The sequence below is a fragment of the Methylosinus sp. DMC45 genome, assembly GCF_056313885.1.
In genome coordinates this window covers 82495-101109 of record NZ_JBQUZK010000036.1, presented here as the reverse complement: position 1 = coordinate 101109, position 18615 = coordinate 82495, and the positions used below count along the sequence as shown (strand labels likewise).

21 protein-coding genes are annotated in these 18615 nt (G+C 66.2%); 8 read left to right on the top strand and 13 right to left on the bottom strand.

The annotated features are described in order from the left end of the window. Positions 1-85: 85 nt before the first annotated feature. Entirely contained in the window at positions 86-637 is a 552-nt protein-coding gene (locus tag ACT53T_RS09980) for an SH3 domain-containing protein (RefSeq protein ID WP_018267879.1), read from the bottom strand. Positions 638-881: 244 nt separating this feature from the next. On the opposite strand from ACT53T_RS09980, the gene ACT53T_RS09975 reads away from it, so the two are divergent. Next, positions 882-1877 carry a 2-hydroxyacid dehydrogenase gene (locus ACT53T_RS09975; RefSeq protein ID WP_018267880.1) on the top strand — a complete coding sequence of 332 codons (996 nt, stop codon included), beginning with the start codon at positions 882-884 and terminating at the stop codon, positions 1875-1877. A 133-nt stretch (positions 1878-2010) separates the two neighbouring features. Then, complete coding sequence (locus ACT53T_RS09970) at positions 2011-2472, top strand: META domain-containing protein (protein ID WP_476161072.1); 462 nt, start codon at positions 2011-2013, stop codon at positions 2470-2472. Between the two features lie 35 nt (positions 2473-2507). Here ACT53T_RS09970 and holA read toward each other — a convergent pair whose 3' ends face one another. From holA to leuS, 3 genes are all read right to left on the bottom strand, one after another. Then, positions 2508-3536: a DNA polymerase III subunit delta gene (gene holA, locus ACT53T_RS09965; protein WP_476161071.1), complete on the bottom strand. Its 1029-nt coding sequence runs from the start codon at positions 3534-3536 to the stop codon at positions 2508-2510. A 67-nt stretch (positions 3537-3603) separates the two neighbouring features. Then, positions 3604-4173 carry a hypothetical protein gene (locus ACT53T_RS09960; RefSeq protein ID WP_476161070.1) on the bottom strand — a complete coding sequence of 190 codons (570 nt, stop codon included), beginning with the start codon at positions 4171-4173 and terminating at the stop codon, positions 3604-3606. Continuing rightward, a complete protein-coding gene (leuS, locus tag ACT53T_RS09955; protein WP_476161069.1) occupies positions 4160-6775 on the bottom strand; it encodes a leucine--tRNA ligase in 2616 nt (871 codons plus the stop codon). The genes ACT53T_RS09960 and leuS overlap by 14 nt, the downstream gene beginning before the upstream one ends. A gap of 112 nt (positions 6776-6887) precedes the next feature. Between leuS and ACT53T_RS09950 the strand changes: the two genes are divergently transcribed. Together ACT53T_RS09950 and ACT53T_RS09945 are read left to right on the top strand one after the other, a co-directional pair. After that, positions 6888-7163: a hypothetical protein gene (locus ACT53T_RS09950; protein WP_400765946.1), complete on the top strand. Its 276-nt coding sequence runs from the start codon at positions 6888-6890 to the stop codon at positions 7161-7163. Between the two features lie 13 nt (positions 7164-7176). Next, entirely contained in the window at positions 7177-7851 is a 675-nt protein-coding gene (locus ACT53T_RS09945; RefSeq protein WP_018267886.1) for a YggS family pyridoxal phosphate-dependent enzyme, read from the top strand. On the opposite strand, the gene ACT53T_RS09940 is transcribed toward ACT53T_RS09945, so the two are convergent. After that, on the bottom strand, positions 7848-8396 hold the full coding sequence (locus ACT53T_RS09940) for a L,D-transpeptidase family protein (RefSeq protein WP_476161068.1): 549 nt from the start codon (positions 8394-8396) through the stop codon (positions 7848-7850). The two genes, ACT53T_RS09945 and ACT53T_RS09940, sit on opposite strands and share 4 nt — an antisense overlap. 85 nt (positions 8397-8481) lie before the next feature. On the opposite strand from ACT53T_RS09940, the gene ACT53T_RS09935 reads away from it, so the two are divergent. The 4 genes from ACT53T_RS09935 (at position 8482) to ACT53T_RS09920 (ending at position 11758) form a co-directional block, all read left to right on the top strand. Then, positions 8482-9132, top strand: a complete 651-nt coding sequence (locus tag ACT53T_RS09935; protein WP_476161067.1) for a response regulator transcription factor — start codon at positions 8482-8484, stop codon at positions 9130-9132. 37 nt (positions 9133-9169) lie between these two features. After that, positions 9170-9607 carry a cyclic nucleotide-binding domain-containing protein gene (locus ACT53T_RS09930; RefSeq protein ID WP_018267889.1) on the top strand — a complete coding sequence of 146 codons (438 nt, stop codon included), beginning with the start codon at positions 9170-9172 and terminating at the stop codon, positions 9605-9607. A gap of 71 nt (positions 9608-9678) precedes the next feature. Further along, on the top strand, positions 9679-10278 hold the full coding sequence (locus tag ACT53T_RS09925; protein ID WP_476161066.1) for a hypothetical protein: 600 nt from the start codon (positions 9679-9681) through the stop codon (positions 10276-10278). Positions 10279-10426: 148 nt separating this feature from the next. After that, positions 10427-11758 carry a DUF3422 family protein gene (locus ACT53T_RS09920; protein ID WP_018267891.1) on the top strand — a complete coding sequence of 444 codons (1332 nt, stop codon included), beginning with the start codon at positions 10427-10429 and terminating at the stop codon, positions 11756-11758. A gap of 92 nt (positions 11759-11850) precedes the next feature. Here the strand turns inward: ACT53T_RS09920 and ACT53T_RS09915 are convergent, their stop codons facing one another. From ACT53T_RS09915 to groL, 8 genes are all read right to left on the bottom strand, one after another. Next, a complete protein-coding gene (locus tag ACT53T_RS09915) occupies positions 11851-13248 on the bottom strand; it encodes an NAD(P)(+) transhydrogenase (Re/Si-specific) subunit beta (protein WP_476161065.1) in 1398 nt (465 codons plus the stop codon). A 4-nt stretch (positions 13249-13252) separates the two neighbouring features. Further along, positions 13253-13702 (bottom strand): NAD(P) transhydrogenase subunit alpha part 2, encoded by a 450-nt coding sequence (locus ACT53T_RS09910; protein WP_476161064.1) that lies wholly within the window; start codon positions 13700-13702, stop codon positions 13253-13255. A 45-nt stretch (positions 13703-13747) separates the two neighbouring features. Further along, positions 13748-14878: a Re/Si-specific NAD(P)(+) transhydrogenase subunit alpha gene (locus ACT53T_RS09905; protein ID WP_400765959.1), complete on the bottom strand. Its 1131-nt coding sequence runs from the start codon at positions 14876-14878 to the stop codon at positions 13748-13750. Between the two features lie 126 nt (positions 14879-15004). Beyond that, on the bottom strand, positions 15005-15142 hold the full coding sequence (locus ACT53T_RS09900; RefSeq protein WP_400765962.1) for an aa3-type cytochrome c oxidase subunit IV: 138 nt from the start codon (positions 15140-15142) through the stop codon (positions 15005-15007). Between the two features lie 142 nt (positions 15143-15284). Next, a complete protein-coding gene (locus ACT53T_RS09895) occupies positions 15285-16124 on the bottom strand; it encodes an ADYC domain-containing protein (protein WP_476161063.1) in 840 nt (279 codons plus the stop codon). Between the two features lie 54 nt (positions 16125-16178). Then, on the bottom strand, positions 16179-16346 hold the full coding sequence (locus ACT53T_RS09890; RefSeq protein WP_400765967.1) for a hypothetical protein: 168 nt from the start codon (positions 16344-16346) through the stop codon (positions 16179-16181). Between the two features lie 71 nt (positions 16347-16417). Then, on the bottom strand, positions 16418-16753 hold the full coding sequence (locus ACT53T_RS09885; protein WP_476161062.1) for a hypothetical protein: 336 nt from the start codon (positions 16751-16753) through the stop codon (positions 16418-16420). 187 nt (positions 16754-16940) lie between these two features. Further along, entirely contained in the window at positions 16941-18578 is a 1638-nt protein-coding gene (gene groL, locus ACT53T_RS09880) for a chaperonin GroEL (protein ID WP_400765971.1), read from the bottom strand. Positions 18579-18615 lie beyond the last annotated feature (37 nt).

Sequence of the window (18615 nt, the reverse complement as noted above, 5' to 3'; positions counted from 1 at the left end):
CGCCTGCCGCCGCCCTCTCCTGCGAAGCGGGGGAGGGTGAGGGAGGGGGCCTTCGCGTCCTCGGCCGAGTGAGCCTATCGGCTGGTCACTCTATCTTCTCCCCCGGATAGACGCCCCAAAGGCCCTCCTGCTTCACATAGGCGTCGAAACCTTCTCCCGAGACGCGGCACCAGGCTCCGTCGCAGCGGCGCAGGCTGGCGACGACGCCGGGCGCGAGTTTCGCCACCGCCGTCGCACGATCGCTGGCGTAGGCGAGAATCGGCTCCTTCTTCCAGGGCGCGACGAGGGCGGTGCGGCGGCCGGAGAGCAGCGAATGCAGCACCCAGCCCTCGGTTCCCTCCGAATCGCGAATTTTTCGCCAGGTCTCGAATTCGGCGGTGATTTCGACAGGCAGGCCGGCGCGCTCGAAGACCCAGAGCGTCGGATGCTCCTTGCTCGGCCCTTCGTGAAGATTGACGCGGTCCGATTTGAGGCTGACATAACGCGGCAGGGGAAGGCCGGACGCCGAGCCGAGCTGCTGCTGCGCGTCGGCGCGCGCCGGCGCGACGGCGAGCAGAGCGGCGATGGCGAGCAGATCGACGGCGAGGCGGCGGATCGCGGCGGCCGCGCGTCGGCTCAAAAGGGGCTTTGCGTCCATTTCTACTCTTCTCCCGGGGAGCGCCCTTCGCAGATGCGAACGACGCCTCGTCTTGTCTTTGTCCCGCCATCTGCTAGGAAGTTCGATGGGAAAGGGGCGCGGGCGGCGAAACGCTCTTTTCATCCATCGTCGTTAAGACCTGGTTGAAGAGACGTCGAAACCGCTCCAAAGGCTCGATCGGCGGAACGGGCCTTCGGGCGCGCCGGAGAGCTTAGTCGCGCGAGGCGGGAGGACGAAGGGGAAGATGGCGAAAAAGAAGCCGCTCGTCGTGGTGACACGTCGGCTCCCCGAGGTGATCGAAACCCGCATGTGCGAGCTTTTCGACACGCGCCTCAATGTGAGCGACCGGCCGGCGACCCATGAGGAGCTCGTCGAGGCCGTCCGCACCGCGGATGTGCTGGTGCCGACGATCACCGACCGCATCGATTCCGGCCTCATCGGCCAGGCCGGCGACCAGCTCAAGCTGATCGCCAATTTCGGCAATGGCGTCGATCACATAGACGTCGCCTCGGCGCTGCGCCGCTCGATCACCGTCACCAATACGCCCGGCGTCCTCACCGAGGACACGGCCGATCTCACAATGGGCCTGATATTGGCCGTGGCGCGCCGCCTCGTCGAGGGCGCGCGCACCATTCCAGACGGCTCCTGGGGCGGCTGGTCGCCAACCTGGATGCTCGGCCATCGCATCACCGGCAAGCGCCTCGGCATCGTCGGCATGGGCCGCATCGGCCAAGCGCTGGCCCGCCGCGCCAGCGCTTTCGGCCTCTCCATCCATTATCACAACCGCCGCCGCCTGCCGGTCGAGATCGAGGACCAGCTCGAGGCGACCTATTGGGAATCGCTCGACCAGATGCTGGCGCGCATCGACATTCTGTCGATCCACTGCCCGCATACGCCGGCGACCTATCATCTGCTCTCCGCCCGCAGGCTGAAGCAGCTGCGGCCGCACGCCATCATCGTCAACACCGCCCGCGGCGAGATCGTGGACGAGAATGCGCTGATCCGCATGCTGGAGGCGGAGGAGATTTCCGGCGCCGGCCTCGACGTCTTCGAGCATGAGCCGGCCGTCTCGCCCAAGCTCGTCAAGCTGGCCAAGGCCGGCAAGGTCACGCTGCTGCCGCATATGGGCTCGGCCACCAATGAGGGCCGCGTCGACATGGGCGAGAAGGTCATCATCAACATCAAGACTTTCATGGACGGGCACCGCCCGCCCGATCGCGTTCTGCCCAGCATGTTGTGAGGGCGCGTTTCCGCTCCTCTCCCCGCGCGCGTCGGAGCTTTCCGGCGCATTTCCGTTCGGAAAAAAACCACAAGACGCGCGCCATTCTCCTGAAGCGATTCGCTCGAGGGTCGCTCTCAACAAGGATCGAAGGATGAGACGATTTCTGACCGCGCTTCTGGTCGGCCTCGCCGCCTACGGCCCCGCGCTGGCCAAGGGCAAGCCGGCGCAAAAGGAGAAGGATCAGCAGGAGGCGACCGCGCAGGAGCCGCCGCCGAACTACAAGCCGTTCCCGCATAATTATATTTTCAATCTCAAGGACATAAACGGCAAGGCTCCGCCCGCCGACATTTGGATTCGCATCGACACGACGATGCGCGGCTCGGGCTTTTCGGGCTGCAAGTCATGGTCCGGCGTCTTCGTCGTCGGCGCCAATCGCCTGGGTCCCAAGGCCATGCCCGCCGTCGCCGACGCCAAATGCGATCCGGCTCTGCAGGCGATCGAGCGCGATTTCTGGCAGGTGATGCTGTCCGGCCCCTTCTGGGACCTGCAGGGCTCCGACCTCGTCCTCAAGGGCGCCAAGGGCGGCGTGCTGCGCTTCACCCGCTCGCTCTGAAAGAGCCGGCCGTTCAATCCCGCTCCGGCGGCGGCTCAGCGCCGCCCGGCCTGACTCGCAATGCGCAGCAGCGCGCGTCCCGCCTCCATCTCCGCCAGCGCGGCATTGGCGCGGGCGCGATGATTGGCGTCGCGCAGCGCGGGCAGCAGCGCCGCCACTTTCGCCGCGGACCAGATGCGCAAATGCTGCTCGAGCTGCGGCCGCTGCGAGAAGCCGAAGCCGCTGCGCATCAGAATCGTGATCCCGAAATCCGGCCGCCCCTCGCGATCCACGGTGAGCCGCGCGCGATGCAGCGCCATGGCGTAGCGCAGCGCGCCGTTCAATAGCTGCCCGGCGTCGCCGCCGCCGGCGACCGCTCTGTCGAAAGCGTCGCCCGCGGCGTCGGCTTGCCCCGAGAAAGCGTCCAGCACCAGGCGATCGGAGGCGATATTGGAGGCGTGCGCGACGATCTCCTCGACATCGCCGGCCTCGATCGCGCGCGCGCCATGCTTGTAGAGCATCAGCTTGGCGAGCTCGGAACGGCTCATGCGGCGATCCTCTCCGAGCGCCGCCTGCAGCAGCAGCCGCGCTTCCGGCGTGACGGAAAAGCCCGCCTCACGCAGGCTGTTGTCGATCAGCGCATGCAGATCCTGCTCATCGTCTGGATTGCATTCGATCGCCGCGGCGATCTTGGACGGCTCGATCAGCTTGCGCAGCGGCGCGTCGCGTTTCAGCGCGCCGGCGGTCAGCACGACGGCGCAATCCACAGGCGGCGCGGCGAGCAATTGCTCGAGCGGCGAGACGATGGACTTGCCGCCCGTCTCGACGATGATCGCGCGCCTGCCGCCGAACAGCGGAATCGTATTGGCCTCGTCGAGCAGCGACAGCGGATCGGCGGCCACGGCGTCGCCGCTCATCTCCACACATTGAAACGGATCATGCCGATCGTCGACGCGCTGCGCGACAATGGCGAGCGCGCGCTCGCGCACGAGGCCGGCGTCGGCGCCGTGGAGCAGGAACATGAAGATATTGGCCGGCGGCGCCTTCACGAAGCGCTCGGCGTCGCGGGTCTTGATGGCGGTCATGGGCCTGGGCGAGCGAATGGCGAATAGGGAGTAGCGAATAGCTCTACTCGCTACTCCCTATTCGCTCTCATTTCGCCAAAGCCGTCGACACCCGCGTGCGGATCATGTCGGAGATGACCTTGGCGTCGCGAATCTCGCCGTCGCGCGCGGCGCGCACATTGGCGAGACGATTGCTGAAACGGTCATAGCTGGCGACGCCGAAAGCGACGCCTTTGGTGATGATCTGCTCATCGGCGATATTGATGAGCTTATATTCGGCGTCGACGATCACGGTCGCCGATGTCGCGCGGCCGGTGACGGTGTCGAGAATCGGCGTCTGCACGCGCTCTTTCAGCTCGACCTTGAGCCGATAGCGCGGCGGAACGTCCGAGCCTGTGCCGTTCAGGGCGAAGATCAGCTCATTGCGGACGTAATGGCCGATGCGGTCGGGGATAGGATCGACCGCGACCGCCTGCAGCTCCGCCGCCAGCGGCGCGTCGGTTCCGATGGGGCCATAGAGCGGCTGCACCGTGCAGGCCGAGAGCGCCAGAGCGGCGATGGCGGCGACCAGTGGCTTGGACCGCGAGCCTTCAGGCTCGCTCTTTGCGCTGCGAGCCTGAAGGCTCGCGGTCCTGGCGCGCCGTTCAAACGACCACATTGACGATCCTCTTGGGAACGAGAATGAACTTCTTCAACGGCTTGCCTTCCATGGCGCGCAGCACGGCCTCCTGCGTCAGCGCCTCCTCGCGGATCGTCGCCTCATCGGCGTCATGGGCCACGAGAATCTCCGCGCGCTTCTTGCCGTTCACCTGCACCGGCAAGCTTATCATGTCCTGCGCGACGAGAGTAGGATCGGCCTCTGGCCAGGGCGCCAGCGAGACGATCTCGGAATGGCCGAAATCGCTCCAGCACTCTTCCGCCACATGCGGCGTCATCGGCGCGATCAGCTGCACGAAGACATCCGCCGCCTCGCGGAAGGCGAAGGCGAGATCGGCGGAGACCGGAACCGTCTCCACCTTGTCGAGCGCGGCGGTCAGCTCATTGGCGTATTCGCGAATGCGGGCGATCGCCGTGTTGAAGCGCAGGCGCTCGATATTGTCGCCGACGGCGGCGATGGTGCGATGCGTCGCCTTGCGCACATCGAGCGCCGCCGCGCCGAATTCGGCCGGCGCGCCGGCGCCGACGGGCGCCGCGGCGTTGGCCAGCTCGCCGGCCAGGCGATAGACGCGCTGCACGAAGCGCCAAGCGCCCTGCACGCCTTCCTCCGTCCACACGACATCGCGGTCGGGCGGCGAATCGGAGAGCACGAAGAGACGCGCCGTGTCGGCGCCATAGCTGGCGATAATATCGTCCGGGTCGACCGTGTTGCGCTTCGACTTGGACATTTTCTCGATCGCGCCGATCACCACCTCCTCGCTCCCCTCGATGAGGAAGGCGCGGCGGCCCTTGTCGCTGGTCTCGAAACGCAGCTCGCTGGGCGCGATCCATTTGCCGGAGGCGGCGCGATAGGTCTCATGCACCACCATGCCCTGGGTGAAGAGGCCGGCGAAAGGCTCGCCGACGCCGCCATGGCCCGTGTCGCGAATGGCGCGCGAGAAGAAGCGCGAATAGAGGAGATGCAAAATCGCGTGCTCTATGCCGCCTATATACTGATCCACCGGCAGCCAGCGCGCGAGCGCGTCCGGCGCGGCGGGCGCCGACTCATTGTGCGGATCGGTGAAGCGCGCGTAATACCAGGACGAATCGACGAAAGTGTCCATCGTGTCGGTTTCGCGCCGCGCGGCGGCTCCGCATTTCGGACAGGCGACATTCTTCCATGTCGGATGATGGTCGAGCGGATTGCCCGGCCGGTCGAATGTCACATCCTCCGGCAGCTTCACGGGAAGATCGGCGTCCGGCACGGGCACGACGCCGCAATCCGGGCAATGGATGATGGGGATCGGACAGCCCCAATAGCGCTGCCGCGATATGCCCCAATCGCGCAGCTTGTAATTGATCTTGCGCTCGCCCTGCGGACGGCCGTGCAGCTGCGCGGCCTCGAGGCGCTTGGCAACCTCCTCCTTCGCTTCCGCGACGGTGAGCCCATCGAGAAAGCGCGAATTGACGAGAAGTCCCTCGCCGTCGAAGGCGGTCTCACTGACGATGAGAGTCGCGGGATCGACGCCCTCCGGGCAGACGACCGGCGTCGCGCCGAGGCCGTAAGCATTCGCGAAATCGAGGTCGCGCTGGTCATGCGCCGGGCAGCCGAAGATCGCGCCCGTGCCGTAATCCATCAGAATGAAATTGGCGACATAGACGGGCAGCGTCCAAGAGGGATCGAAGGGATGCACGACGCGCAGGCCCGTGTCATAGCCCTTCTTCTCGGCGGTCTCGATCGCCGCCACCGACGTGCCGATATGGCGGCACTCTTCGGCAAAGGCGGCGAGCGCCGGGTCGCTCGAAGCCGCCGCGCGCGCGACCGGATGGTCGGGCGCCAGAGCGACGAATTTCGCGCCGAACAAAGTGTCCGGCCGCGTGGTGAAGACCTCGATCTCGCCCGTCGGATCGCCGGCGATCGCGAAACGCGCCAGCAGGCCTTCGGAGCGGCCGATCCAATTGCGCTGCATCAGCCGCACCTTCTCCGGCCAGCGGTCGAGCGTGTCGAGCGAGGTGAGAAGATCGTCGGCATATTTGCCGATGCGCAGGAACCATTGCGTCAGTTCGCGCTGCTCCACCAGCGCGCCGGAGCGCCAGCCGCGCCCGTCCACCACTTGCTCATTGGCGAGCACGGTCATGTCCACCGGGTCCCAGTTGACCTTGGACTGCTTGCGATCGACGAGGCCGCCGGCGAGGAAATCTAGAAACAGCTTCTGCTGATGCTTGTAATAGGCCGGATCGCAAGTGGCGATCTCGCGCGACCAGTCCAGCGACAGGCCCATGGATTTGAGCTGTGTCCGCATGCTCGCGATATTGGCGTAGGTCCAGGTCGCCGGATGCGAGCCGCTCTGCTGGGCGGCGTTCTCCGCCGGCAGGCCGAAAGCGTCCCAGCCCATGGGGTGCAGCACGTCGAAGCCCTTGGCGCGCTTATAGCGGGCGATGACGTCGCCCATGGAATAATTGCGCACATGGCCGACATGAATGCGCCCCGACGGATAGGGGAACATTTCGAGCACGTAATATTTCGGCTTCTTCGCGTCGCCGGAGGTGAAAACCTGCCGCTCGTCCCAAATCTTTCGCCATTTGGGCTCGGCCGCGGCGAAGTCGTAGCGTTCTGGTCTCATGGGTCCGAGCGGTCCTGATCGAATTGCGGAGTTTCGCCTGTAATGCCGGGCGGGGCGGGGCTTGTCAAAGGCGCCTCTCGCCGCGAAGCGGGGCGCGTGCTATATCCGGGCCATGTCGGCGCAAGCGCTCTTCGACCCTCCGGCCCGGGAAGGGTTTTCGCCCGAGCAGAGACTCGGGCATCCGCCTGATCTCCGCGGAGGAGCGATCGCCGCGCGCGAAACGCCGGAGCCCGCCTGTCTGCTGGGGCTGAGACAAGCGATTTTCGAATCGGAATCGCGCATTAGACTCGCGATCATTCAGGCAAAGAACGAGATATTGCGCTGGATGTTCGGATACTGCGTCGTGCTGATCTGCGCGACGTACATTATGGTCAAATTCGTCCGCTGAGGCCGCTTCTTCCATGACCGTCGTCGATCGGCTGAACGCCGCCAAGGACGCCATCTCCTCACGCGCCCGCGATTGCGGCCGCGATCCGGCCGAGATCACCCTCGTCTGCGTCACCAAGACCTTTCCGGCCGAGGCGGCGGTTCCGCTGCTCGAGGCCGGGCATCGCGTCTATGGCGAAAATAAAGTGCAGGAGGCGCGCGCCAAATGGGGCGAGCTGCGCCAGCGCTTTTCCGGCGTCGAGCTGCATCTCATCGGCCCGCTGCAATCCAATAAGACGCGCGAGGCGGTCGAGACTTTCGACGTCATAGAGAGTGTCGACCGGCCCAAGATCGCCGAGGCCCTCGCCGAGGAGATGCGCCGCCAGGGCAAGCGCTTGCGCCTGCTCGTGCAGGTGAATACGGGGGCGGAGCCGCAAAAGGCCGGGGTCTTACCGCAGGACGCCGACGCCTTCATCGCCGAGTGCCGGCAGAAGCATGGGCTGGAGATCGCCGGGCTGATGTGCGTGCCGCCGGTCGGCGAGCAGGCCTCGCCGCATTTCGCTCTGCTCGCCGAGATCGCCGCCCGCAACGGGCTGAAGGAGCTGTCCATGGGCATGAGCTCGGATTACGAGCTCGCCATTCAGCTCGGCGCCACGCATGTCCGCATCGGCTCGGCCATCATGGGCGAGCGCGACTATTCGAAGCCTTAATCGACGACGATGCGGACGCCGGCGGCGAGACGCGGCAGCAGCCGCGCCATATCGCGCGCCCGCAGCGCCACGCAGCCGGCCGTCGGGCCGAGCGTCTCCGTCGCTATATGGAAGAAAATGGCGCTGCCGCGCCCCAGCACGCGCGGGCGGATGTTGTAGTCGAGCACGCCGACGACGTCATAGAGATGGTCGGACCGCCAGAGCCGCTCATGGCCGAGCGGCGTCTTCCCCCGCAGCGGCCGATTATAGAGGAAGGACCGGGCGTCGTCGCACCAGAGATCATCCGGGCGCGTGAAGCGCGCCGCGACGAGGCGCGGCGCCGCCGTCCGCCCGCGCCGCAGATAGACGGAGAGCAGCGCAAAGCTCCCGGCCGGCGTCGCGCCATCGCCCTCGCGCTTGCGGCGCGTGATCCCCGAGCGGCCGAGCGCGCAGGGGAGCACGAGATCGCCGGCGATCAGCCGGCCCTCATGCGGGCGGCCGCCGATCCGCCGCGCGACCTTCAGCGTCGACACCCCGCCATGATGGCGGGAAAACCCCTCGGTCATGCGCCTCTCCATCCCGCGCACACGCCTTGAACGGCGCTCGTCCTTGGCCGATCATGGGCAAGAGAGCCCACTCCCGGAAGCGCCAATGACGGAAGCGCCGACGCCGCGCAATATTTTGCTCCTCGCCGGCGCGGGATTGCGCGCCTCGCTCACGGAGCAGCTCGCTCGCTATCCCGAATTCGCCGTCGCGCCCGCCGCCTCCGCGCCGGAGGCGACGCGCCTGCTGGACGAAGGCGGCTACGACATCATGCTCGCCGAGGCGGGGATCGGCGAGGCTTTCGCCCATGACGTCCGCGAGCGCTTCCATGGCGCGATCCTTCTCATCGGCGCGCCGAGCGTCGCCGGCGCTTGCGATTATATCGCGCGGCCGTTTCGTTTCGCCCATCTTCTCGCGCGGCTGCGGGCGAGGGAGGATCGCGAGCCGCTCCTCGTCGCCATCGGCACCTTCCGCTACCGCCCCGGCGCCTTCGAGCTGACCGACGCCGCGCAAAAACGCCTGCCGCTCACCGAGAAGGAGGCCGAAATATTGACGCGCCTCGCCGCGGCGCGCGGCGCGGTGGTGACGAAAGACATGTTGCTGCGCGAGGTTTGGGGCTATCATCCGACAGTGACGACGCGCACGCTGGAGACCCATGTCAGCCGGCTGCGCCGCAAGATCGAAACCGACCCCGCCGAGGCCCGCCTTCTTCTCACCGAAAAGAACGGCTATCGGCTGGTCTTCTCCCCCGCGCGTTGACCGCGCGGCGCGACGCCCCGAGGAAAGCAGCCGGGACATGGCTCTCGACGACGATATCGCCAATCTGAGGCGCATTCCCCTGTTCGAGGATTTCGAGGTCGAGGCGCTGCGCCTTCTGACCTTCAGCGCCGAGACGAAATTGCTGCGCGCCGGCGACGCGCTGTTCCGCCGCGGCGAGGCCTCCGACGGCGGCTATATCCTCACCAATGGCTCGATCGCGCTGGAGAAGCACGACGACGGACGCCCCGCCGAGAAAGTGCTGCGGCCCTTCGCGCTGATCGGCGAGACCGCGCTCATCACCGAGACGACGCGCCCCGTCACGGCCATAGCGCGTGAGCCGGCGACCATCCTCAAGATCACCCGCGCGCTGTTCCTGCGCATATTGGAGGAGTTTCCCAACACGGCGACGCGCGTGCGCGCCCGCGTCGCCACGCGCCTGACGCAGCTGGCGCAGGAGCTGAAATTCGAGGCGTGAGCGGTCGCCGCAGGGCGTCCGCGCGCCGCCATTGGCAAATGTTTCTTTTGCGTCGAAGTAAGGAGGAGAAAATGCGTGATCCGTTCAAATCTGGGCTTTTCGCCGCGCTCGGCGTGACATTCACCCTCGCCCTGTCCACGGGAGGCGCGCTCGCCGGCGTCACCAGCGTCGCGAGCAAATCCATCGTCGCGCCGCAGAGCGCGATAGAGGAGGCGCATTACAGCCGCCGCCCGCATCGCCATTACGTGCGCTACACGACTCATTATCGGCCGATCCGCCGGCATCATGCGCTGCGCTATTACCGTGGCTATGATCCTGCGGCGGCGGTCGTCACCTCGGCGGCGGCCGGCCTCGTCGCCGCCGGCGCCTATTCGCCCTATTACGCCTATCCCTATCCTTACGACTATGGCTACGGCTATCCCTATTACGGCTATGGCTGGGGCGGCGGGCCGGTCGTCTATGGCGGCGGCTGGGGCTATCGTCCGCGCTATTTCGGCGGCTGGGGCGGCGGTTACCATCGTGTCGGCGGCTGGGGCGGCGGATGGGGCCATGGCGGCTTCGGTCACGGCGGCTTCGGTCATGGCGGCTTTGGTCATGGCGGCTGGGGCGGAGGCTTCCATCATGGCGGCTTCGGCGGGGGCTTCCATGGCGGCGGCTTCCATCATCGCTGAACGGCCACTCTGACGGCGAGGCGGCTACGCCTCGCCTTTTCGTTCGTTTTGTCGCATTCCCGCGACAGGCTCCCTCGCTATTCTCGAAAGCGATTCGGCGAGGCCCGCGCCCGCCGGGAAAAAGCGAAACGAAACGAAAGAGAGAGAAATGGCGTCAGACCAGGAGAGCGGCGCGCCCATCGCCGGACGCTTCGCCGAGCACGAGGCCCGCGCGGCCGTCCTCGCCGAGCTGCACGCCCGGCCTTTCCTGCCGATCACGCTGCCGCAGCGCGTCTATCATTTCGCCTTCGCCACCAATGAGGAGGAAGCGCGCGCCGACCGCGCCGCCCTCGCCGATCTCTGCCGCGCCCATATGCTGGTGCCGCGCCCCGGAGACGCCAAATTCCAGCGCCTCTCGATCGGCGATTGGCGGCTGCGCTGGGAGCAGCATACGGAATTCACCACCTACACCTGGTCGACCGACAAGGACTCCGGCGAGCCCTTCACCCATCCCGATCCCATCGGGACCGGCGAGATCGCCTTTCGCGCGCCGGGCCGGCTGATCGTCGCCACCCATCTCTGCGCGCTCGAGAGCGGACATTCGCACGAGCCCTATGTCGGCCTGTTCAACTCGCAGAGCCTCTGCGTCATTCGCGCGGCCAAGGGCGCCGCCCATGTGATGACCGATTTCGCGGTCGATCCTTTCGGCTTCACGCGACTTTTGGTGAAGGAGAGCGCCATTGGCGCGCTGGAGACCGGGCGGCTGATCCAGCGCGTGCTGGAAATCGAGACCTATCGGACGATGGCGCTGCTCGGCCTGCCGGAGGCGCGTAGCGCCGGGCCGGAGCTGCGCGCCATGGAGCGCGAAATCTCCGACATCACCCAGGCGCTGAGCCAGACGCAGGACATGCGCACCAGCCGCGATCTGCTGAAGCGTCTCAGCGATCTATTGGCGCAGAGCGAGGCGCTGTCGACGCGCACGGCCTTTCGCTTCGGCGCGAGCCGCGCCTATCACGCCATCGTCAAGAACCGCCTCAACCTCCTGCAGGAGGCGAAGGAGAGCCAATATACGACCATATCGGCCTTCTTCAGCGCGCGGCTCGATCCGGCGATCGAGACCTGCAACGCATTCGAGACGCGGCAGGCGCGCCTCGCCCGGCAGGTGGAGCGCGCCACCGATCTGATGCGCACCGGCATCACCTTCGAGATGGAGCAGCAGAACCGCGATCTGCTCGACGATATGAATCGCCGCGCGCGGCTGCAGATGCGCCTGCAAAAGCTGGTCGGCGGCCTCTCCATCGCGGCGCTCAGCTATTATGTCGCCGGCCTCTCGCTCTATTTCTTCAAGGGACTGAAGGACGCCGGCGCTCTGCCCTTCGGCTTCACGGGCGAGGAGGCGGCCGCCGCGGCCATGCCCTTCGTCATTCTCGGCGCCTGGTCCTTCTGGCAGCGCGTGAAGCGCCTCTCCGCCAAGGCGCAGGAAGAAGAGAAGGTGAGCTGACGGCGGATCGGCCCCAGAGCTTTGGCGAAAACATCGCCCCCTGTCTCGCCCGCATCAGCGAGCGAGACAGGGGGCGCTTTCGTTTCCTTCGATCAATGCGCCAGCGCCTTGACGATCTGCTCGACGGTCTTCTTGGCGTCGCCGAACAGCATCATCGTGTTGGGCCGGAAGAACAGCTCATTCTCGACGCCCGCATAGCCGGAGCCCATGCCGCGCTTCAGGAAGAGAACCGTCTTCGCCTTCTCGACGTCGAGGATCGGCATACCGTAGATCGGCGATTGCGGATCGGTCTTGGCGGAAGGATTGGTCACGTCATTGGCGCCGATGACGAAAGCGACGTCGGCCTGGGCGAATTCGGAATTTATGTCCTCGAGCTCGAAGACCTCGTCGTAAGGAACATTGGCCTCTGCGAGCAGAACATTCATATGGCCGGGCATGCGGCCGGCGACCGGATGAATGGCGTATTTCACCTCGACGCCTTCCTTCTTCAGAAGGTCCGCCATCTCGCGCAGCGCGTGCTGCGCCTGCGCCACCGCCATGCCATAGCCGGGCACGATGATGATCTTGCCGGCGTTCTGCATGATGTAAGCGGCGTCCTCCGCCGAGCCCTGCTTGACCGGGCGCTTCTCCACCGCGCCGCCGGCCGTCGCTGTTTCGCCGCCGAAGCCGCCGAGAATGACGGAGACGAAGGAGCGGTTCATCCCCTTGCACATTATGTAGGAGAGGATGGCGCCCGAGGAGCCGACCAGCGCGCCCGTGATGATGAGCGCGAGATTGCCGAGCGTGAAGCCTATGCCCGCCGCCGCCCAGCCCGAATAGGAGTTGAGCATGGACACGACGACCGGCATATCGGCGCCGCCGATGGGAATGATGAGCGTCACGCCGAGCGCGAGCGAGACGAGTATGATGAGGAAGAGCCAGAAGCCGCTCTCCGTCGTCGCGAACAGAACGATGAAGCCGAGCAGCGCCAGCCCCAGCAGAATATTGAGCGTGTGACGCTCGGCCAGCAGGATCGGCTTGCCGCTCATCTTCTCGGCGAGCTTCATATAAGCGATTATGGAGCCGGAGAAGGTGATCGCGCCGATCGCCGCGCCGAGCGACATTTCGAAAAGGCTGCCGCCCTCTATATGGCCGGGCGCGCCAATGCCGAAAGCCTGCGGCGCATTGAACGCTGCGCCCGCCACCAGAACAGCGGCGAGGCCGACGAAGGAGTGGAACAAGGCGACGAGCTGCGGCATTTCCGTCATCAGCACGGTGCGCGCTTGCCACGCCCCGATTCCGCCGCCAATGGCGACGCCCGACAACATGAACAAAATTCCGCTGAAGCTCGGCGCGCGCAGCAGCAGAGTCGTGCCGACGGCGACGCCCATGCCGATCATGCCGTAGAGATTGCCTTGCCGCGACGTCGCGGGCGAGGAGAGGCCGCGCAGCGCCAGAATGAACAATATGCCGGCGGCGAGATAGAGAAGGACCGCGAGATTGCCGTTCATGCGCTCAGCCCTTCTTCTTATACATGGCCAGCATACGTTCGGTGACCATGAAGCCGCCGAAAATATTCACGCTGACGAGGCCGAGCGCGACAAAGCCGAACCATTGCGCCCAGCTGGCGCCGCCGCTGGCGTCGGCCTTTGCGTCGGCGCCGACCGCGAGCAGCGCGCCGACGACGATGACGGAAGAGATGGCGTTGGTGACGGACATCAGCGGCGTGTGCAGCGCCGGCGTCACCGACCAGACGACATAATAGCCGACGAAAACCGCCAGCGCGAAAATCGCGAGGCGAAAGACGACCGGATCGACGCCGCCGGTCAGACCGTGCGAGGAGGCCGCCGCCGCCACTTGCGCCAGCTGGTCGGAATAGGCTTGCGCCTGATCGGCGAGCTGGCGCGTCGCCTCGGCTGCGCGGCGAGCCGTTTCGAGCATTTGCTGAGTCGTGTCGGATGCCATGTGCCAACGCCCTTTCTTCGCGCGGCCCTCGCGGGGCCGGCGCGATCAAGCCGCAAATCGCGAATCGATGACGGCGCCGTCGCGGGTGAGGGCCGTCGCCTTCACCAATTCGTCGTTCCAATCGATGGCCAGAGTCTTCGTCTCTTTGGAGATGAGAGTCTCGACGAAGGCTAGCAGGTTTTTTGCGTAGAGGCTGGAGGCCGTCGCCGGCAGTCGGCCGGCGAGATTGACCGCGCCGACGATTTTCACGCCATTGTCGACGATCGTCTCGCCCGGCTTGGTCAGCTCGCAATTGCCGCCGCGCTCGGCGGCGAGATCGATGATGACCGAGCCCGCGCGCATGGAGCGCGCCGCCGCCGCCGAGATGAGCTTGGGCGCCGGCCGGCCGGGGATCAGCGCCGTCGTCACCACAATATCTTGCTTGGCGATATGGGCGGCGACCAGCTCCGCCTGTGCGGCTTGATATTCCGGCGACATTTCCTTGGCGTAGCCGCCGGAAGTCTCGGCCTGGCGGAACTCGTCATTCTCGACGGCGATGAATTTCGCGCCGAGCGATTCCACCTGCTCCTTGGTGGCGGGCCGCACGTCGGTCGCCGAGACGATGCCGCCGAGCCGGCGCGCCGTGGCGATCGCCTGCAGTCCGGCGACGCCGACGCCCATGATGAAGATCTTGGCGGCCGGGACGGTGCCCGCCGCCGTCATCATCATCGGAATGGCGCGGCTATATTCGGCCGCCGCGTCGATGACGGCGCGATAGCCCGCGATATTGGCCTGAGAGGAGAGGACGTCCATCACCTGCGCGCGGGTGATGCGCGGCATGAATTCCATGGCGAAGAGCGTCGCGCCGGTCTGGGCGAGGGCCGCGAGCTCTTTCTCATGTCCGAAAGGATCGGCGATGGCGACGACCGCCGCGCCGCGCGCTATGCCGGAGAGCTCGCCCGGCGCCGGTCGGCGCACGCGCAGCACCACCTCGGCATTATCGGAGGCGGCTGCGGCGCTCGGCGCGATCGCCGCGCCGGCGGCGGCGTAATCGGCGTCGGAGAAGCCGGACAGCGATCCAGCGCCCGATTGGACCACGACTTCCGCGCCGAGGCCCGCGAGCTTCTTGACCGTCTCCGGCGTCGCGGCGACGCGCGTCTCGTTCTTGTCACTCTCGGCTTGAACAGCAATGCGCATTGACGAAACTCCATTTTGCGGAGCGTCGGGTCCGCGTGGCCGGATGGCCGCGCGGTTTCGCATTCGGTCAGAAACTGTGGAGAGAACCTGTGGAGCGGCGCATCGGCGATCGACGCGCCGGGTCTTTTAGCGCGCGAGGAAGAAATACAGCAGCAGCAGGGTGACGACGCTGACAGCCGTTCCCACCTTCAGCAGCGTCAGAAAGCCGTTATAGGTGGCGAGATGCTCCGCAATGTCTGACGAAGTCTCGTGATGATTGGCCATTGCTCTCCCCCGCGTGCTCTTGCGTTTGCGCTTCGTCCGTCGAGGGACGAAGCAGAATCATGCTAGACGAGCGCGCGCCGTCCTGCAATGTCGCAATCGTCGCGGTCTGCGGGGCGACGGCGCGGGCGGGGCGCGACGGGAATCAGGGCGGCGAGCGGACGAAGAGGATGGCGCCATTGGCGCGCGCGAATTCTTCCGTGCATATGGCGCCGGTTCGCCCTTTCAGCCGCAAGCTTCCGGCCGCCAGCGCCTCGAGGCTCGCATTTTCCCTGACGCGGACGTGGCGCACGCAGACGGCGCCCTCGGGCGAGAAGCCGGCCTCGAACTCATGCGCCGGATCATTGCCCGGCGATTGCACGCCGACGAGATCGTAAATGTCGATCGGCTGGCCGTTGCGCGTCGTGCCCTCGCCATCGCCAGCGTAATCGGCGCGCACCAGACGCACGCAGGCGTCATAGAGCGCGCGGGCCGTCGGCGCGCCGTCGCGCGTCTTCCACGGATGATAGCCGAAGCGCACGCATTTGCCCTGCGCGCCGCCCGTGCAGGTCAGCTCGAAGACGCCGGGCTCGGCCGGCGCGATCGTGCCGTCGCGGCGCGCGCGGCCGGCGAGAGGAAAGCCCTGGCGGCGGCCGTCGGGGCCGGGGTCGCACAGGTTCTTCCATTCTCCTTCGGGCGTCCGGTAGGAGAACGTGTGAAGCAGAACCTCGGAGGAGGGGGCCGCTGCGCGGGCATTGTCGCCGGGGTCCGGCTCGACCGCTTCGATACGGATTTTCGTCTCGCCGCCAGCGCCGGCGATCGTCAGCGTCGCCCCGACGAGATCGGGCGAATAGAGCGCGCGTCCGTCGGAGAGAGTCGCCTTGAATTGCGTTCCCTCGACGTCGAGCGAGACCATTTGCGCCGATTGCGCCGCTCGGACCTGCGCGCTCGCCGCCAGCGAGACAAAGACGCAGAGCGCGAGAGAAAAGAGATTGCGGTTCGCCATGTCGCGCTCCTTCCGATGCGAAAGGCGGCCGAGTGTCGGCCGCCTCCTCTATTTTCATTTTTGCGGAAGCTCGAGCGCGACGCCGCGCAGGCTCGCGCCGTTCACGCCGAGGCCATTCACGCCGATGGCGTTCAAGCTGACGCCATTCAGGCTGACGCCATTGGCGGCGATCTTGGCCGAAGCGGAACCCGCCACGGCGACCAGGACAAAAATCGAGATCATGCGCAGCAACATTTCGGACCCTTTCTATCAAGTCGCATTGAAATCATGCTCGAAGCGGGATGCGTCCCGCCTCAGCGCTCGGGAAGCTCGAGCGAGGAGGCGCGCAAGCCGGCGCCGACGCCGCGCGACCGAGCGCCTTCGATCGTCGCGCTATTGAAGGTGAGCGCGTTCGGCGTCACTGCGTTTTCGACCAGCGCGTTCAGCTGCACCGAGTTCAGCTGCACGGCGTTCAGCTGCACCGAGTTCTGCGTCAGCGCGTTCAAATGCAGCCCGTTAATTGTAATAGCGTTCTCGCTCAACGCATTGGTGGAGAAGCCATTCAAGGAAATGCCGTTGGACGCGGTTTCGGCGGAGGCCGAGCCCGCCGCTAGAATGAGGCCGAGGGCGAAAATCGAGCGTTGGAACATTGTCTCGAACCTTTCATGAGCGACGGCGGGGATCCGCCGCCTGACGTTCCGCATTGGCGTCGGAACATCGCCCTTGTCGCTCTTTCGCGTTCCCTTCGCCGTGCGGCGGCGCACGGCGCGCGCGGGCAATGAAAAAGGCCCCGGATTTCTCCGGGGCCTTCTTTGTTTCTTCCGAGGGAAGCGCGGATCAGAAATCCATGCCGCCCATGCCGCCGCCGGGCGGCAGAGCCGGGCCGGAGTCCTTCTTCGGCTGCTCGGTGATCGTCGCCTCGGTGGTGACGATCAGCGCCGCGACGGAAGCCGCGTCCTGCAGAGCGGTGCGGACGACCTTGGTCGGGTCGATGATGCCGAGCTTGACCAGATCGCCATACTCGCCGGACTGGGCGTCATAGCCGAAGCTGTAGTCCTTGGACTCGAGCAGCTTGCCGACCACGACCGCGCCGTCGCCGCCGGCGTTGTCGACGATCTGACGGGCCGGAGCCTGGATCGCCTTGCGGACGATCTCGACGCCGGTCTTCTGGTCGGAGTTGGCGACCTTGACGTCGCCGAGCACGGCGATCGCGCGCAGCAGGGCGACGCCGCCGCCGGGCGAGATGCCTTCCTGCACGGCCGCGCGGGTGGCGTTCAGCGCATCGTCCACGCGGTCCTTCTTCTCCTTCACCTCGACCTCGGTCGCGCCGCCGACGCGGATCACCGCGACGCCGCCCGCGAGCTTGGCGAGACGCTCCTGCAGCTTCTCGCGGTCATAGTCGGAGGTGACTTCCTCGACCTGAGCCTTGATCTGCTGGACGCGGGCCTCGATGTCCTTCTTCTCGCCGGCGCCGTCGATGATCGTCGTGTTCTCCTTGTCGATGCGGATGCGCTTGGCGCGGCCGAGCAAGGGAAGCGTGACGTTCTCGAGCTTGATGCCGAGATCCTCGGAGACGACCTGGCCGCCCGTGAGGATGGCGATGTCCTCGAGCTGCGCCTTGCGACGATCGCCGAAGCCCGGAGCCTTCACGGCCGCGATCTTCAGGCCGCCGCGCAGCTTGTTGACGACGAGCGTGGCCAGAGCCTCGCCCTCGACGTCCTCGGCGATGATGAGCAGCGGCTTGCCGGTCTGCACAACGGCCTCGAGGATCGGCAGCAGCGGCTGCAGCGTCGACAGCTTCTTCTCGTGGATGAGGATGTAGGGATCCTCGAGCTCCGCGACGAGACGCTCGGCGTTGGTGATGAAATAGGGGGAGAGATAGCCGCGGTCGAACTGCAGGCCCTCGACGATGACGGTCTCGGAGTCGAGGCTCTTGGCCTCTTCCACCGTGATCACGCCCTCATTGCCGACCTTCTGCACCGCCTTGGCGATCTCCTGGCCGATGAAGCTGTCGCCATTGGCCGAGATGGTGCCGACCTGGGCGATCTCGTCGTTGGAGGTGACCTTCTTGGAGTTCTTCTTCAGATCGGCGACGACCGCCTCGACCGCGAGGTCGATGCCGCGCTTCAGATCCTGCGGGTTGAGGCCGGCCGCGACGGCCTTGGCGCCTTCCTTGGCGATGGCGGCGGCGAGCACGGTCGCCGTCGTGGTGCCGTCGCCGGCGAGGTCGTTCTGCTTGGAGGCGACCTCACGAACGAGCTGCGCGCCGAGATTCTCGAACTTGTCGGCGAGCTCGATCTCCTTGGCGACGGTGACGCCGTCCTTGGTGATGCGGGGAGCGCCGAAGCTCTTCTCGATGACGACGTTGCGGCCCTTGGGGCCGAGAGTGACCTTCACCGCATTGGCGAGGATTTCGACGCCGCGCAGGATACGGTCGCGCGCGTCGGAGGAAAAACGAATGTCCTTGGCTGCCATTTTCGTTCGGCTCCGTTGAAGAGAAAAAGCTGCGAGG